The sequence below is a fragment of the Bergeyella zoohelcum ATCC 43767 genome (assembly GCF_000301075.1).
GTDB lineage: Bacteria > Bacteroidota > Bacteroidia > Flavobacteriales > Weeksellaceae > Bergeyella > Bergeyella zoohelcum.
Genome location: NZ_JH932293.1, coordinates 1,500,563 through 1,516,226 on the forward strand (window position 1 = coordinate 1,500,563; position 15,664 = coordinate 1,516,226).

A 15,664-nucleotide genomic window follows, 5' to 3' on the forward strand; every position below is an offset into this window, starting at 1 on the left:
ATATATTTTTTTACAGAAAAAAGGGTTAGAGATGTTCTATAGGAATGGTTTGGGTGTTATCGACAATTTCATAGTTCAATGCTTTTGCTAAAACAAAGATTTGCTCCAGATTCACAAAAAGTTGTTTTCTACCTTCCACTTTTAGCTGCTCTTGATTCACACGCTGAATAGCGGTGGCTTTGGCTTGTTCTGTAATTTTCTTCAAATCGGTATCTTTAATTCTATTAAGAAAGGAATCATCTATGGATTCTATATCTACCTGAGGCGTTATTTTTACTTGAGGTTCAGGGAGTTCCTCTATAATGAGTTTTCTCTGCACAGAATCTATTCTCACTTTCATTTTCGTGAGATCATAGCTCACTTGAGCATTGGTTTTAGTAAGTGTCATCACTTTTGTTCCCATCATTTCTTTTCCCAAAAAAGAATAAGACGAGTTGTTTTTTTGGATAAAGCTAAAATCTTGCTCTACCACCACCATTTTATTCATCTTAGAAATTTGGTTATTGAGGATGAAATAATGGTTAGTCTCTTCTTTTTTATTTTCAGAAAAAGGATTTTTCACCCATAGAAAAAGTACGATAGAGCACAATATCCCACATAAAATTCCGATAAGAAATTTATTTTTCATTATTAATTAAAAGGATTTTTATTGTTTTTATAAAATGTGTTGATAATCTCTACCAAATCTCTTTCTATATAGCCCGATTTCGGAAATTCAGTAATTCTTCCTACTTCTTTACCATATTTAGAAACGATAAAGGTAGGTACTTTATGAATGTTATTAATTACTTCTTCTCCCGTAGGGGATTGTTTTTTAGTATTTACAGTAATAATTTCCAGCTTGTCCATCGGATATTGAAGTTCCTCTAAAATTCGGATAAATCTAGGAAATTCCCTATGGCTATCTTCACACCAAGTCCCTACAAAAGCCGTAATCTTAAAAGTGTGTAGCTTCTGTTTTTTCAGCTGTTGCATTCCTTTGCTGTCCAGCTGATATTCTGATTTTTCTTGACTATACCAAGTATTAAATGGAGCTTTTTCAAACTGACTAAGCGATTGTAATCCTAAAAGCATCTTTCCATGCTGAGAATGTTCTACTTCTCTATTAATCACTTTTTTCTGTGGTGAGCAATGGGTAATACTCAATAGAGTGATGGCAAAAAGGGTAGAAGAGATGATTTTTTTCATTATTATTCAGAGATAATTGCATTAAGATTAGCTGGAGAATAGTTTACATTTTTGAGTACTTTTTTATCATCATTCCTTAAAACGATGAACTTATTATCCTTGGTAATAATATGACTTTCCATTCCTTTTTGTTGATAAACAGCTACTGTTTTTTGAGCTTCTTCTTCCGTACTACATGCCTTAGACATATTAGAACGATGAACTTCATTAAAAAGTGTTACAAACTTCTCCCCCAAACCGAATTCTAAAACTGCTCCACTAAGGACATACTGCAAATCTGCAAGTGCATCTGCTATTTCAGTGATATTTCCATCTGCTATGGCTTGTTTCATTTCGTTTAATTCTTCCTGTAAGAGATTTACTCTGAGGTTGGCTCTTTCTTGTGAAATGAGCTGAGGAGTATCTAAAATGGGAGCACTGAAAGTCCTGTGAAATTCAGCTACTTGGTTAAGACTATCTATTTTTTCAAAATTTTTCATACCAACAAAGTTACTAAAAAAAGGAATAATTTTAAAATTATGTGTATTTTTGTGCATTCGTTTTTTAGAGGAATTACGGTGAATCATGTGAAAATCATGAGCTGTCGCGCAACTGTAATTTGTTTTGATACAAAAAGCCAGATCCCGTCTTCTAAAACTACTTCGCGAAAACCATGATGCTGAAAATGATTTAGCTTCATAATAAATAAGTAAACGATAAACAATGAATTACGAAGACAGAATTGCGGATTCTATTACCCGCGTGTGTAAAGTAGTGTTTCCTAACATTACTAATCATCACAATACCATGTTCGGAGGTACCGTTATGGAAATGATGGACGAAGTAGCTTTTATGACTGCTACTAGATTTGCCAGAAAATCTTTCGTTACGGTAAGTTGTGATAAAATAGATTTCAAAAAGCCTATTCCTGCAGACACCATCGTAGAGCTCATCGGGAAAGTAAAATATGTGGGCAATACCAGTATTAAAGTAAATGTAGAAATTTTTGTAGAGGAAATGTTTGCCGAAAGCCGAGAAAGGGCTGTTTCAGGAGATTTCACTTTGGTAGCAATTAATAAAGATAAAAAACCTGAAAAGATTTTTAATGGTGTAGAAGAAATTACATCTATTGGTAAATAATCCTTAAAGCTACCTAAATAAAAGTTTTTAGAAGTTAGAATTTGTACAATGTAAAATGTACAAAGTACAATGATATATATAGGTTTAAAGTTAAAGACCTATTGGCTATTGCTTTTTTAGAAGTTAAAAACTTAGCTTTTAGGCTTGCTAAAATATCCATACTGAACATAACTGAACCATTCCAATAAATTCAAAAATTATTCAATATAAGAAATTCTATTTTTGTTTTATTTTTTTATGGGAAACGCCGAAATTCTAATGAGTTTCGGTGTTTTTTTTAATTAAAAACCCTTTCAGAATTTATTGCTCTAAAAGGGTAATCATTTAATATTAAATATAATTTATTGAGTAATAGCTCTCCCAATCACTAATTTTTGGATTTCAGAAGTTCCTTCTCCAATAGTACAAAGCTTAGAATCTCTATAATATTTCTCCGCAGGGAAATCTTTCGTATATCCATATCCTCCAAAGATTTGTACTGCATTATTAGCTATTCTCACACATGCTTCGGAAGCATAAAGTTTTGCCATAGCTCCCTCTTTAGTCATTTTTTGTTTTGCATTTTTCAGTGTAGCAGCTTTATTGATGAGAAGTTCGGCAGCATCTATTTCCGTTGCCATATCTGCTAGCATAAAGTTGATAGCTTGGAAGTTAGCAATTGGTTGCCCAAACTGGTTTCTTTCCTTAGCGTATTTTAAGGCCGCTTTGTATGCTCCTTTTGCGATACCCAATGAAAGTGCAGCGATAGAAATTCTTCCTCCATCTAAAATTTTCATGGCTTGTTTAAATCCTTCTCCCACTTCTCCCAGTCTATGGCTATCTGGCACTCTTACATTATCGAAAATAAGCTCTGCCGTTTCAGAAGCCCTCATGCCCAGTTTGTTTTCTTTCTTACCAGAAGTAAATCCAGGCATTCCTTTTTCTAAAACAAAAGCAGTAGAATTGTTCTTTGCTCCTTTTTCACCTGTTCTGGTCATCACTACGGCAATGTCTCCAGAAATAGCGTGTGTAATGAAGTTTTTAGCACCATTAATCACCCACTCATCACCATCTTTCACAGCAGTGGTGGACATACCTCCAGAATCCGAACCTGTATTGTGCTCTGTAAGCCCCCAAGCTCCAATTACCTTCCCAGTAGCCAATTGGGGTAACCACTTCATTCGTTGTTCTTCGTTCCCGAATTCATAGATATGATTGGTACAAAGTGAATTATGTGCAGCTACAGAAAGCCCAATGGAAGGATCTACCTGAGAAATTTCATCCAAGATGGCCACATACTCATGATACCCCAATCCTGAGCCACCATATTGCTCTGGTACCACGATTCCCATGAACCCCATTTCTCCTAACTGATGAAAAAGCTCTACTGGAAAAGTTTGGCTTTCATCCCATTCCATAATATGTGGACGGATATTTTTCTCAGCAAACTCTCTTGCTGTTTCTGCAAACATTTTTATTTCATTACTCATTTTTAAGTTTTTTCCAAAGGTAATGAAAATATTTGAATATTACCAATAGCAGGAGGGAAAAACTAATTCTGGGCAGGTGCATCATGGAAATAGCTAAAAATAATTTCTGCTTTTTTCTTTCCTACGATTTCTTCTAAAATTTCTTTAGAACTTTCTTTCACTCTTTTTACAGATTTCAGCTGTTTTAGGAGAGCCTCTGAGGTTTTTTCTCCTATACCTGGAATGTGATGGAGCTCTGTGCCTAGGGTGCTATTTTTCCTTCTCGTTCTATGATGTTTTACCCCAAACCTGTGGGCCTCATCTCTTACCCTTTGGAGAATTTTTAGCGTTTCTGATTTTTTATCTAAATACAGCGGAATAGGGTCTTCTGGGAAGAAGATTTCTTCTAACCTTTTAGCAATACCAATAATGGTAATTTTTCCATACAATCCTAATCTTTTTAGGCTTTTTATCGCAGAGGAAAGCTGTCCTTTACCACCATCAATAAGGATGAGCTGAGGGAGTTCTGCATCATCTTCTAAAAGTCTTTTGTATCTTCTGTATATCACCTCTTCCATAGTGGCAAAATCATTGGGACCTTCTACCGTTTTGGGGTGGAAGATTCTATAATCTGCCTTAGAAGGTTTTCCATTTTTAAAAACCACACAGGCAGAAACGGGATGGGTTCCTTGGATATTAGAGTTATCAAATCCCTCTATATACCTTGGCTCCACAGGCATTCTGAGAAGTTTTTGCATCTCTGCCATAATTCTATTGGTATGCCTTTCAGGATCTACTATCTGCACTTGCTTGAGTTTTTCTACTCGGTATTCTTTAGCATTTTTTTCAGAGAGCTCTACCAGTCTTTTTTTGTCTCCTATTTTGGGAACGATGAGTTTCACATCAGGAATTTCTATACCCAAATGAAAAGGGATGAGAATCTCTGATGAATCGGAATTAAATTTTTGACGAATTTCTATGATGCTTCTTTCTAATATTTGCTCATCCGATTCTTCTAATTTTTTCTTCAGCTCCGTGGTGTAGCTTTGGATGATATTTCCATTTCTTATCTTAAAATAATTCACATATCCTGCGGCTTCATCACTGGTCATCCCGAAAACATCTACGGCATCTATAGATGCGTTTACTACGGTATACTTGGACTGATAATCATCTAATGATTCTAGTTTCTCCTTCACCATCTGGGCTTTTTCAAACTCCAAATTCTGTGCATAGGTCATCATCTCCTCCATGAGATATTCTTTTGCCAAACCAAAATCTCCCTTAATCATTGCCCTGATGGCATCTATTTTTTTATTGTATTGTGCTTTACTTTCTAGTTGTTCACAAGGACCATCACAATTTTTAATATGGTATTCTAAACAGATTTTGTATTTATTTCTTTCAATTTTCTCATCAGACAAGTCTAGACTACAGCTTCTTATTTTATAAAGGTTTTTAATGGTTTCTAAAAGTACTTTGGCGGGTTTTATTTTGGCATAAGGTCCAAAGTATTCGGAGCCGTCTTTTATTTTTTTTCGGGTGAGGAAGATGCGTGGGAAGGCTTCATTTTTGATACAAATCCAAGGGAAAGACTTATCATCTTTCATCATAATATTATAGAAAGGCTGATGCTCTTTGATGAGATTATTTTCTAGCAGCAGTGCATCATACTCACTGGGAACTACGGTGGTTTCTAGGTGATGTATCTTCGCCACCATAATTTTTGTTTTATAGCTATTTTGGTTTTTATTAAAGTAAGAGAGTACTCTTTTTTTCAGGTTAATGGCTTTCCCTACATAGAGCAATTGGTTATTTTTATCATAATACCGATACACACCAGGTTCTGAGGGGAGGGTTTTGAGCTGAATTTCTAATTGTGGAGACATTGGGTAAGCTGTTTTTAACGGGAGTTCAACAAAACTGGTGCAAAAATATTATTTTTTCTGCTTTTCACCCTGCAGATGACCTCGGAGGTCATATTTATTATAGAGGTTGTACAATGTACAAGGTATAAAGTATAAAGACTTTTGGTGTATAGTTTACTGCCAGATTGTATAATGTGTAAAATAAAGAGTACAAAGATTTTTAGCGTATAGCCTCCTGCTAATAGCCTTAAGACCTTGCTGCTTCCCAAGCTATCATCATGGCTTTTCGAGTGCTTCCCCACATATATCCTCCTATGGCTCCAGAAGAGGGTAGTACTCTATGACAAGGGATAAGAAAACTGACAGGGTTTTTACCTACAGCCGTTCCCACCGCTCTATAAGCCTTAGAACTTCCCACTTCATGAGCTATTTCCCCATAAGAAGACCGCTTACCGAAAGGGATTTTCAGCAGACTTTTCCATACTTTAAATTGGAAATCTGTTCCCCAGAGATGGAGCTTTACTTTCTGAACCTCTTTACCGATATTTTGAAAAACCGCTAATGCTTGTTGCTGGAAAATTGTACTTTGTTCAGTGAATTTTGCTTTGGGAAATCGAGCTAGTAAGTCCTTAAATGCTTTATTTTCTCCATCTTCGAAACCTAGATAGCATACTCCTTTATGTGTAGAAGCCACCAATATTTTCCCAAAAAGGCTATCTGCATAATGGTAGGCAATGGTAAGTTTTCCATCCTTATTTTGGTATTCATCAGTAGTCATTCTTTGGATATATACCAAGGCATCATGGCATATATCGTTTCCTTTATCAAATTCAATACGAGATGACATTGTTTTTTATAAATATTGAATAAATCTATTGAGATATACTTTTTTGAAGCACAATATCTACCCATTGCTCTTCATTTTCAGGATTTAATAAAACATCAGGCGTTATTCCTATCATTTCTAAATTTATATCATTACTAAAAATCATGCGTTTCTGGGTAAGTCCAATCCGAGCGGGAAAATCTATAATTTGTATTTCACGCCAATCTCCATAAGTCAGAGCTCCCATGGTGTTTTGTCCAAAAGTTTTCACCTTCTTACTTTGTTTAGCATTTAATATGAAGCCTTCTGTAGAACTTGCACACTGTTTATTTTGAATAATATATACATTTTGAGGAAAATCATAGATAGAAGATACAATAGTTTTCTTCGAAGTATTTTTCACAGGTTCAAATCTACCAATATATTTTCTAAGTGCCTCCATTTTTTTGTCCGCATTTAGGCTATCTTTTCGGCTATCAACTCCATATTTATACCTGTCGTTATAAAAACTCTTAAAATTGTCTTTACTAAGAAAAATAGAAGCAGCTATGATAGGCTTTTCATATTCCTTTTTATCCATAATATAAGGTAATAAAAGCTGATAACTCCAGTCGCTACCACCTTCATTTCCTCTTACATCAATAATTAAGTTAGGTTTTGTTAATTTCTCTTTATTTGCCGAAAAAATAGAATCTATATTTTTCTTATTAGCGTAATCAAATGAATGAATTCTAAAGTAATTTGTATTCTTATTAAGTTCTTTAAAATAGGTTTTTGAGGGCAATTGGAATTTTTTCTTTTTTTCCTTGCTCACAGAGTTGCGATAAAAAGTAACATTCCCAATTTTTAATTTTTGGTCTGAAAATGCCAATTCATATGCCATAGGTTTTTGTCCAAAGTCCCAAAAAATTGCTTGTAAATTCCCTTTGTAATTCCTATAAATATCAATTTTCACATCTCCTTTAAACCCTAAAAACTGATTATTTATTCTGACATCTTGAGTTAAAACACCTACGAAAGGTCTTTCTTTCTGATTCGTTTTCTGAATCTGAATATTAAAAATACCAGATTCATGATGCCATATCCCCTCCATACCTTTATTTTCATTATTTTTTAATGAAATATTTTCCACATTTTCTTTAATGAATTTTTTTACTGAAACGGTATCAGAAAAAGTAGTAAATGGATAGTAATCATTGGTAACAAATATCCCTTGATGATTATCCTTCAAAAACGAAAAGTAATATTGTAATACCCCCAGGCATTGTCTATTAGTAAAAGCAGTTTTTGCTATATTTTCAATATGCTTTTTATGTTTTCGATAATCAGATTTCTTCTTTTGTGAAATTACCTGATGATGATATGATGCAGAGTTTTCCTCCACCTGTTTACTTACGAAATGAATGATTTTCTTACAATCGCATACATTTTTTGAATAAACGAATACAGAAAATAATATTAATAATAAAGATATTTTATATTTCATGTTTTGTATGAAATTAATCAGTTTATATAGCTTTCGTTAGTATTATTTTATGATGATGAGAGATTGTAGTTTATAATATTTCTTGCACTATTTTCATATCCGTTTCTATAACACCGTCTTTAAGTACTACATTGCGTTTGGTTTGTGCCGCTACATCGGGTTCATGGGTTACGATAATAATAGTTTTTCCCTCGTTATTAATTTCCTGAAGCAATTTCATAATATCATGTGTGGTTTTACTATCCAGAGCACCCGTAGGTTCATCTGCCAGAATTATTTTGGGTTCGGTAATTAATGCACGAGCAATGGCCACCCTTTGTTTTTGTCCTCCTGAAAGCTCATTAGGGTAATGATTCGCCCACGGTGCCAAGCCTACTTTTTCTAAATACGCCATAGCTTTTCGGTTCCTCTCCTTTCTAGAAACATTCTGGTAATAAAGGGGAAGAGCTACATTCTCTAGAGCGGTTTTATAGCCTATTAAATTAAACGACTGAAAAACAAAACCTAAAAACCTGCTTCTATATTCGGCTGCTTTTGTCTCGTTGAGATGCTCTATGGGAATACCGTCCAGCTCATAGATACCACTGTCCTTTTCATCTAAAATTCCGATGATGTTCAGCAAGGTAGATTTTCCCGAACCCGAACTCCCCATGATGGAGACAAATTCCCCTTGTCCTATTTCCAAATTAATTCCTTTAAGAACATGAAGCTTATTCTTACCCGTATCGTATGATTTATGAAGATTTTCTATTTTCAGCATCTACCTGATTTTTAGTAATTGGTAGTAAAGATAAGCAATTTGTTACACTGAGAGGAATAAAAGTAAACCAAATATTGTTTAAACTTTATACATTGATTTTATGATAATTAAAATATGCTATTTAATACAATTTCTCAAAATAAGCCATATTTGTGAAAAACAAATGTGGATAACTGAAAGGAAGAAATATTTTTTTTTAATAAAGGATTTTCTAATTTTGTAAAGCTAAAAATGAACAAAAAACAGCCTACTTTTTCATATATTTTTTTACACAAGGAGGGCTTAGTATCATTTTTTTAACAACATAAAAAAACAAAGCAAAATGGGAATTTTTGATAAACGCATAAGCTATAAACCTTTTGAATATCCAGAGGTATTACAATTTATAGAGGCAATTAATAAATCTTTTTGGGTACACTCTGAAGTAGATTTTACTGCGGATATCCAAGATTTTCACTCTCAGCTAGAACCCCATGAAAAAAATGCAGTAAAACATGCACTTTTGGCAATTGCTCAAATAGAAGTTTCCGTAAAAACTTTTTGGGGAAATCTCTATCAGCATCTTCCAAAGCCAGAACTCAACGGGCTGGGAGCTACATTTGCAGAATGTGAGTTTAGACACTCAGAAGCCTATTCTAGATTATTGGAAGTGCTCGGTTACAATGATGAGTTCCTCAGCGTGGTGGAAATACCTGCAGTAAAGAAAAGAATAGATTTTCTTAGTAATGTATTGAAAAATGCCAATTCTACTACGCCAAAAGAATATGTATCATCACTATTACTATTCTCCATTCTCATAGAAAATGTCTCTCTTTTTTCTCAGTTTGCCATTATTCTATCGTTTACCCGATTTAAAGGCTATATGAAAAATGTGAGCAATATCATCGCTTGGACCTCTGTAGATGAACAAATTCATGCCAATGCAGGAATCTATCTCATCAATAAAATCCGTGAAGAGCAACCTGATCTACTTACAGACCAAGACATCGAAGAAATTTACCAGCTTATAGACGAGTCTTTAAAGGTAGAGAGCGAAATATTAGATTGGATTTTTGAACTGGGCGAAATTGATCATGTTTCAAAGGAAAATCTACTCCATTTTATGAGATACAGAGTAGATGATTCTCTTAAAAAGATAAGTATGCCTACTCGCTATAATGTATCAGAAGAAGAATATAAACCTATGGTTTGGTTTGAGGAGGAAGTTTTCGCCAATTCACTAGATGACTTTTTCGCCAAAAGACCAGTGGACTATACCAAACATGATAAATCCATTACAGCAAACGATTTATTTTAGCTTCTTACCCCAGAGGGGCAATTCTATAAATTAAGGGGCGAATTTTTATTCGCCTATTTTTTTAAAAGATAATTTTTAGGTTGTTTTCATAAATAATCTGAGTAATCACATATTTTTATTTGTACGATGGAAGAACAAACGCACATATGGTGGCTCAATGAAGAGTCTGAACAAATGCTCAATAGAGGGTATTTATTAAAAGGTGAAACCGTGGAAGGAGCTATCGATAGAATAACGATGGCTGCTGCTAAACGCCTTTATAAACCAGAACTTCAGTCTGCTTTCAAAGAAATGATTGTGAAAGGGTGGATTAGCTTTTCATCTCCTGTTTGGGCAAATATGGGAACACAAAGGGGCTTACCTATTTCTTGTTTTAATGTACATATCCCAGATAGTATAGAGGGTATTACGCATAAAATGGGAGAAGTGATTATGCAGACGAAAATAGGAGGGGGCACTTCGGGCTATTTTGGGGAGCTGAGACATAGAGGGACTGCTGTTACCGATAATGGCAAATCTTCGGGAGCTGTTTCTTTCATGAAATTATTTGATACTGCAATGGATGTAGTATCACAGGGAGGGGTTCGCCGTGGAGCTTTTGCCGCTTATCTGGATATTGACCATGGGGATATCGAAGAGTTTTTATCCATTAAAGATATAGGTTCACCTATTCAGAATCTTTTCATCGGAGTTTGTGTACCAGACTATTGGATGCAAGACATGATAGATGGGGATCTGGAAAAAAGAAAAATCTGGGCAAGGGTACTAGAAAGTCGCCAGCAGAAAGGACTTCCGTATATTTTCTTTACCGATAATGTCAATAGGAATAAACCTCAAGTGTATAAAGACAAAGGGCTCATGATTAATGCGAGTAACCTTTGTTCTGAAATCATGCTTCCATCCACCCAAGAAGAGTCTTTTATTTGCTGTTTATCTTCCATGAATTTAGAACTTTACGATGAATGGAAAGATACCAATGCAGTGAAATTGGCGGTGTATTTCTTAGATGCTGTTTTATCTGAGTTCATTGAGAAAACGGAAGGCAATTATTATCTACAATCGGCAAGAAATTTTGCTATTCGCCATAGAGCATTAGGTTTAGGTGTTTTAGGGTATCACTCTTATTTACAGAAAAATATGATTCCTTTTGAGAGCTTTGAGGCTACCCAATTTAATGCGAAAGCATTTAGGCAAATTAAAGAACAAGCCGAAGCAGCATCCAAAGAATTGGCAAGTATCTACGGAGAACCAGAAATGCTGAAAGGCTATGGACTGAGAAATACTACCACCATGGCTATAGCTCCTACTACTTCTAGCTCCGCAATTTTAGGACAAACTTCTCCAGGAATAGAGCCTTTTGCTTCTAATTATTACAAAGCGGGACTAGCCAAAGGAAATTTTATGCGTAAAAATAAATACTTGGCCAAGCTATTGGAACAAAAAGGATTGGATACCGAAGAAACTTGGAGAACAATTATGCTGAATCACGGCTCAGTGCAGCATTTGGAAGGACTTACGGACCACGAAAAAGCTGTATTTAAAACTTTCAAGGAGATTTCACCTATGGAAATCATTTCTCAGGCTGCCCAGAGACAGCAGTATATAGACCAAGCTCAATCGTTGAATTTACAAATACCTTCTACCATGCCAGTGAAAGATGTGAATTATTTATTGATAGAAGCATGGAAAAAGGGAGTGAAAACACTGTACTACCAGAGAAGTTCATCGGTTTCTAAAGAACTAATGGTGAACTTTGTAAATTGCACCAGTTGTGAGGCTTAGTAACACTACTAAAAAACAATAGGCTACCTAAAAAAGGTGGCCTATTTTATTATTTGTGCGTTTTTATTATGAGTCTATTTGGATAATCATCGTCAGTAAAGGAAATTCAATATAGTGATTTTTTGTAAAAAATCTATAAACTTCATCGTTTTGGATGTTTTAGCAAAAAGTGCTTTGAAACACAAAATTCTGAAAGAAAAACAGTTATTACATCGAGTCTATCTTGACTTTTTGAAAACAAACAAGGAATTATGATTTTTGTGGTGTGAAACATAAAAACCTAAGACCTTGTTTGTAGTACTGGACAAAGATACGATAGTAGGAGAAATTATCCCACATTTACCTAAAAGAAAAAGAGGGTTTAAACCAAAATCACCTATTAGTGAGATAATTAACTGTATTTTATACAAATTGAAAACAGGTATTCAATGGGCACTTTTACCAATGGAACAATTATTTTCAGAGGTAGTTCCGAGCTATAAAACCGTGTTTGGACATTACCGGAAATGGTGTGAAGAAGGTGCTTGGCAGACTTGTTGGGTAGAAATTTTGAAGAAAAACAAATCGAAAATAGATTGTTCAAGTTGCGATTTTGACGGTAGCCAAACACCCGCAAAAAAAGGAGGCGAACAAGTAGGATATCAAGCTCGTAAAAAAGCAAAAACAACCAATAGTTTGTACCTGTCCGACAGGCAAGGTTTGATGTTAGCAATGTCTCAGCCTATATCTGGCCAGCATCACGACTTGTATAATATAGAGACTCATTTTCAAGAAATTACATCCGTTTTGAAAAAGGCTAAAATCTCCACAGAAGGTTTATTTGTGAATTTTGATGCAGGTTTTGACAGTGAAAATCTTCGGAAAATAACCGCCTCAGAAGGTATCATAGCCAATATTTGTGAAAACAAAAGAAACCAAAAATCCCCCTCTGAAACGGAACATTATTTCGATAAAAAACTCTACAGAGAGCGTTACACCATTGAAAGAAGCAACGCTTGGATGGATAGTTTTCGTTCAGTTTTAAATCGTTTTGATACTACCGTAAGTAGTTGGATAGGTTTTAATTACCTTGCCTTTGTCGTCTTAGGACTCAGAAAATTTAAACAAAAGAGAAAGTCGAGATGAGTTCAACATTGTGTTTATTATCAGAAAAATTGGAAAAATTTCTTAATTTTCCAAAAAAAGTATCATTTACGCACCATTTTATTTTTTCATATTTTTTATTTAGAGTTTTATGATTACATTTGTCGTTATAAAATTAAAGAAATATGAGAGCGTTTTTATCTATTGGTTGTATGGTATTATTTTTAATTGGCTGTAGTGTAGCAAATACTCCTAAAGATGTTGCTACTAAATTTTTTGAGCATCTCAATAGGGGAGAGATAGAGGAGGCGAAAAAGTATTGTGATGGACCTACGGCAGATTTATTAGGTGCGGTGAATACCTTAGTAGGAAACAGTATTAAGGAAAAAACAATTCAAAAGAATAATAAAAATGTGGAAGTGATTCGTGTAGAGGAAAAAGGAAATAAAGCAAAGGTATATTTCAAAGGAGAGAATGATAAAGAAGAGAGTATAAATCTTAAGAAAGTAAATGGTAAGTGGAAAGTATATATGAATAAGGAGGATGAGAAAAAAGAAGATGTTCCTTCTATGAAAGATGAAGAATCTTCAGCCACAGAATAATACTTATGTTAAGAAGACTTATCGGTACATTAAAGGCACTTCCGAAACCCATTTTATGGATAATGGTTTTCGGAGGTGTTTTTTTATTTCTATTTTTAAGCATTGAGTTTTTCTTTTATACCCATAAAAAAGTGGAAAATCATAAAGTGAGAGAAGATAAATCTTTAGCTCGGTTATCCACGGAAGAAATGGGAAGGCTACAGGAGGGGGATATTATCTTGAGGAGAGGCTATGGCTTTTTTAGTGATATGATAGCTACACATTTTAATGATAGTCATTATGATGTAACTCATGCGGGAATTCTTTATCAAAAGGAAAATCAGTGGTGGGTCATTCATTCGTTATCTTCAAAAGTTTCAGAAATAGAAGGCGTTCAGGAACAGTCATTGGAAGATTTTTTGTACTATTCTGTACCGAATAAAATAATGGTGGTTCGCTTAAAAGGTATTCAAAAAACAGAGCAAGAGCAGTTGGTATGTTTTGCTCAGGAGTATGTAGCGAAAAAAACACCCTTTGACACCAAAGGTATTATACATGATGACAAGTCTTTATATTGTACTGAGCTCATTTGGCATATTTTGATTCACAAAATGAAAAAAGTGCCATTACCAAAGGATATGGAAATGAGAAAAGAGCTATTCTACTCCATGAAAGGAATGTATCATCCTCATTATTTTGATATGATTATTAATACTTATGCCCAAACTCCATCGGCTAAAATAGAAAATTAAATCTTCTAAAAATAGATAATATATCTTTTGAGTTAATAAAAGTTTCTGAGCGTTACATCTTCTTTATATCCGAACATTCCTCTCTCCTTAATGGTTTTGGCTACACCTGGTGGCAAAACTTTTTCCCATCCTGCTTCACCATCCTGAATCATTTTTAGTACTTTTCTGGAATGGATGTCCAGATATTCTTTTGTGTAAGTTTTGATATCTTTAATTCTCTGGTTATGTTTAAAGAATTTGTATAATTCTTTCAGATTATCGTTTACACGGAGGTTGTTAGAATCTAGTAAGCAATTATTTTCTTGATCAAGGTAAGGGTAGAGGTACACCGTAACATCATTCCTAAAAAATTTACCAAATGCCTCTAGTATTCCCCCCGAAAGGTTTTTATAATAATGCTCATCAAATACCATCAGAAGATTATTTACCCCCATAGCAATGCCTATATTTTGTGTAGTGAAAGAAGCGAAATAATCTATCAATCGGTAATACTCAGAATAATTAGAGATGATGACGGTATAGCCTAATTTTGCCAAAATATCTACACGATTTAGGAAGTCTCTTTCGTCTATTTCTCCCTGACTTTTTAGGTTAGAAATGGTAATTTCAAAAAGAACTTCTGTGTTTTCTTCATTACATGCCATGTCTTCATAAAATGCTTCCAGCCCCTTTTCAAACATATCCACATTTACTCGGGTTACAGGTCTGAAACTTCCTCTTACGGCAAAGATGTTTTTCTTGTAAAGGAGGTCTGCAGGGAGCATATTAACGCCTTCAGGATTAAAAATTACAGCATCGGTCATGCCATTTTTTACCAGCTGAAGGCTCATCAGTCGGTTATCTACATAAGCGAAAGCGGGGCCACGAAAATCAATCATGTCAATCTCTAGTTCATCCAAAGCAATATCATCATACAGAGATTCTATCAGTCTTCTAGGGTTATCGTTATAAAAGAAAGCACCATAGATGAGATTTACTCCTAATTTACCTAAGGTTTCTTGCTGTAGGGTAGCATTGTTTTCCTTAAATTTAATGTGAAGGATGATTTCGCTATAGCCCTCATCATGTTCTCTCTGAAAACGCACACCCGCCCATCCGTGTCCTTTAGAAGTTTTAGTAAAATTAATGGTGGTTACGGTATTGGCGTAGGAGAAAAATTTTCTTTTTGGGGTGTTCTCTCTTGTCAGTCGTTCTTCGATGAGTTCTACTTCATAACGAAGCATTTTCCTTAGACGATTTTGAGTAACATACCTGTTTTTGGTTTCTTTACCGTAGATGGCATCAGAAAAATCTTTATCATACGCAGACATGGCTTTTGCTATGGTTTGGGAAGCCCCTCCTGCTCTGAAAAAATGTCTTACCGTTTCTTGTCCTGCACCTATTTCTGCAAATGTTCCGTAGATGCTAGGTTCTAGATTAATGGCTAAAGCTTTTTGTTTTGGGGTAAGTTTCGGTGTCATCGTTGGCATTAAAT

Annotated in this window: 15 protein-coding genes; 6 read left to right on the plus strand and 9 right to left on the minus strand. The window is 34.7% G+C overall.

Annotated elements, in window-relative coordinates; all coding sequences use genetic code 11:
• Positions 1 to 25: 25 nt before the first annotated feature.
• Genes HMPREF9699_RS06950 through HMPREF9699_RS06960 form a run of 3 tightly spaced genes read right to left on the minus strand, consistent with a single transcriptional unit; the run spans position 26 to position 1,667 of the window.
• On the minus strand, positions 26 to 628 hold the full coding sequence (locus HMPREF9699_RS06950; RefSeq protein ID WP_002663581.1) for a DUF4230 domain-containing protein: 603 nt from the start codon (positions 626 to 628) through the stop codon (positions 26 to 28).
• 2 nt (positions 629 to 630) lie between these two features.
• Entirely contained in the window at positions 631 to 1,188 is a 558-nt protein-coding gene (locus tag HMPREF9699_RS06955) for a thioredoxin family protein (protein WP_002663583.1), read from the minus strand.
• A 2-nt stretch (positions 1,189 to 1,190) separates the two neighbouring features.
• A complete protein-coding gene (locus tag HMPREF9699_RS06960) occupies positions 1,191 to 1,667 on the minus strand; it encodes a pyrophosphohydrolase domain-containing protein (protein WP_051008219.1) in 477 nt (158 codons plus the stop codon).
• Between the two features lie 223 nt (positions 1,668 to 1,890).
• On the opposite strand from HMPREF9699_RS06960, the gene HMPREF9699_RS06965 reads away from it, so the two are divergent.
• Entirely contained in the window at positions 1,891 to 2,307 is a 417-nt protein-coding gene (locus tag HMPREF9699_RS06965) for an acyl-CoA thioesterase (RefSeq protein WP_002663585.1), read from the plus strand.
• Positions 2,308 to 2,648: 341 nt separating this feature from the next.
• On the opposite strand, the gene HMPREF9699_RS06970 is transcribed toward HMPREF9699_RS06965, so the two are convergent.
• The 5 genes from HMPREF9699_RS06970 to HMPREF9699_RS06990 all read right to left on the minus strand — a co-directional run bounded on the left by HMPREF9699_RS06970 (position 2,649) and on the right by HMPREF9699_RS06990 (position 8,695).
• Entirely contained in the window at positions 2,649 to 3,776 is a 1,128-nt protein-coding gene (locus tag HMPREF9699_RS06970) for an acyl-CoA dehydrogenase family protein (RefSeq protein ID WP_002663587.1), read from the minus strand.
• Between the two features lie 62 nt (positions 3,777 to 3,838).
• A complete protein-coding gene (uvrC, locus tag HMPREF9699_RS06975) occupies positions 3,839 to 5,644 on the minus strand; it encodes an excinuclease ABC subunit UvrC (RefSeq protein WP_002663589.1) in 1,806 nt (601 codons plus the stop codon).
• Between the two features lie 226 nt (positions 5,645 to 5,870).
• Positions 5,871 to 6,470, minus strand: coding sequence for a methylated-DNA--[protein]-cysteine S-methyltransferase (locus HMPREF9699_RS06980; RefSeq protein ID WP_002663591.1), 600 nt, complete (start codon positions 6,468 to 6,470; stop codon positions 5,871 to 5,873).
• Positions 6,471 to 6,495: 25 nt separating this feature from the next.
• Complete coding sequence (locus HMPREF9699_RS06985) at positions 6,496 to 7,935, minus strand: S41 family peptidase (RefSeq protein WP_002663592.1); 1,440 nt, start codon at positions 7,933 to 7,935, stop codon at positions 6,496 to 6,498.
• A 70-nt stretch (positions 7,936 to 8,005) separates the two neighbouring features.
• Positions 8,006 to 8,695, minus strand: coding sequence for an ABC transporter ATP-binding protein (locus tag HMPREF9699_RS06990; protein WP_002663593.1), 690 nt, complete (start codon positions 8,693 to 8,695; stop codon positions 8,006 to 8,008).
• 322 nt (positions 8,696 to 9,017) lie between these two features.
• On the opposite strand from HMPREF9699_RS06990, the gene HMPREF9699_RS06995 reads away from it, so the two are divergent.
• From HMPREF9699_RS06995 to HMPREF9699_RS07015, 5 genes are all read left to right on the plus strand, one after another.
• Positions 9,018 to 9,992 (plus strand): ribonucleotide-diphosphate reductase subunit beta, encoded by a 975-nt coding sequence (locus HMPREF9699_RS06995; protein WP_002663594.1) that lies wholly within the window; start codon positions 9,018 to 9,020, stop codon positions 9,990 to 9,992.
• A gap of 126 nt (positions 9,993 to 10,118) precedes the next feature.
• Positions 10,119 to 11,774, plus strand: coding sequence for a ribonucleoside-diphosphate reductase subunit alpha (locus HMPREF9699_RS07000; protein ID WP_002663595.1), 1,656 nt, complete (start codon positions 10,119 to 10,121; stop codon positions 11,772 to 11,774).
• 288 nt (positions 11,775 to 12,062) lie between these two features.
• Entirely contained in the window at positions 12,063 to 12,899 is an 837-nt protein-coding gene (locus tag HMPREF9699_RS07005) for an IS5 family transposase (RefSeq protein WP_002663596.1), read from the plus strand.
• A 143-nt stretch (positions 12,900 to 13,042) separates the two neighbouring features.
• Positions 13,043 to 13,459: a DUF4878 domain-containing protein gene (locus HMPREF9699_RS07010; protein WP_002663598.1), complete on the plus strand. Its 417-nt coding sequence runs from the start codon at positions 13,043 to 13,045 to the stop codon at positions 13,457 to 13,459.
• Positions 13,460 to 13,464: 5 nt separating this feature from the next.
• Positions 13,465 to 14,190 (plus strand): YiiX/YebB-like N1pC/P60 family cysteine hydrolase, encoded by a 726-nt coding sequence (locus HMPREF9699_RS07015; protein WP_002663600.1) that lies wholly within the window; start codon positions 13,465 to 13,467, stop codon positions 14,188 to 14,190.
• Between the two features lie 32 nt (positions 14,191 to 14,222).
• On the opposite strand, the gene HMPREF9699_RS07020 is transcribed toward HMPREF9699_RS07015, so the two are convergent.
• Positions 14,223 to 15,659, minus strand: coding sequence for a hypothetical protein (locus HMPREF9699_RS07020; RefSeq protein ID WP_002663602.1), 1,437 nt, complete (start codon positions 15,657 to 15,659; stop codon positions 14,223 to 14,225).
• Positions 15,660 to 15,664: the final 5 nt, after the last annotated feature.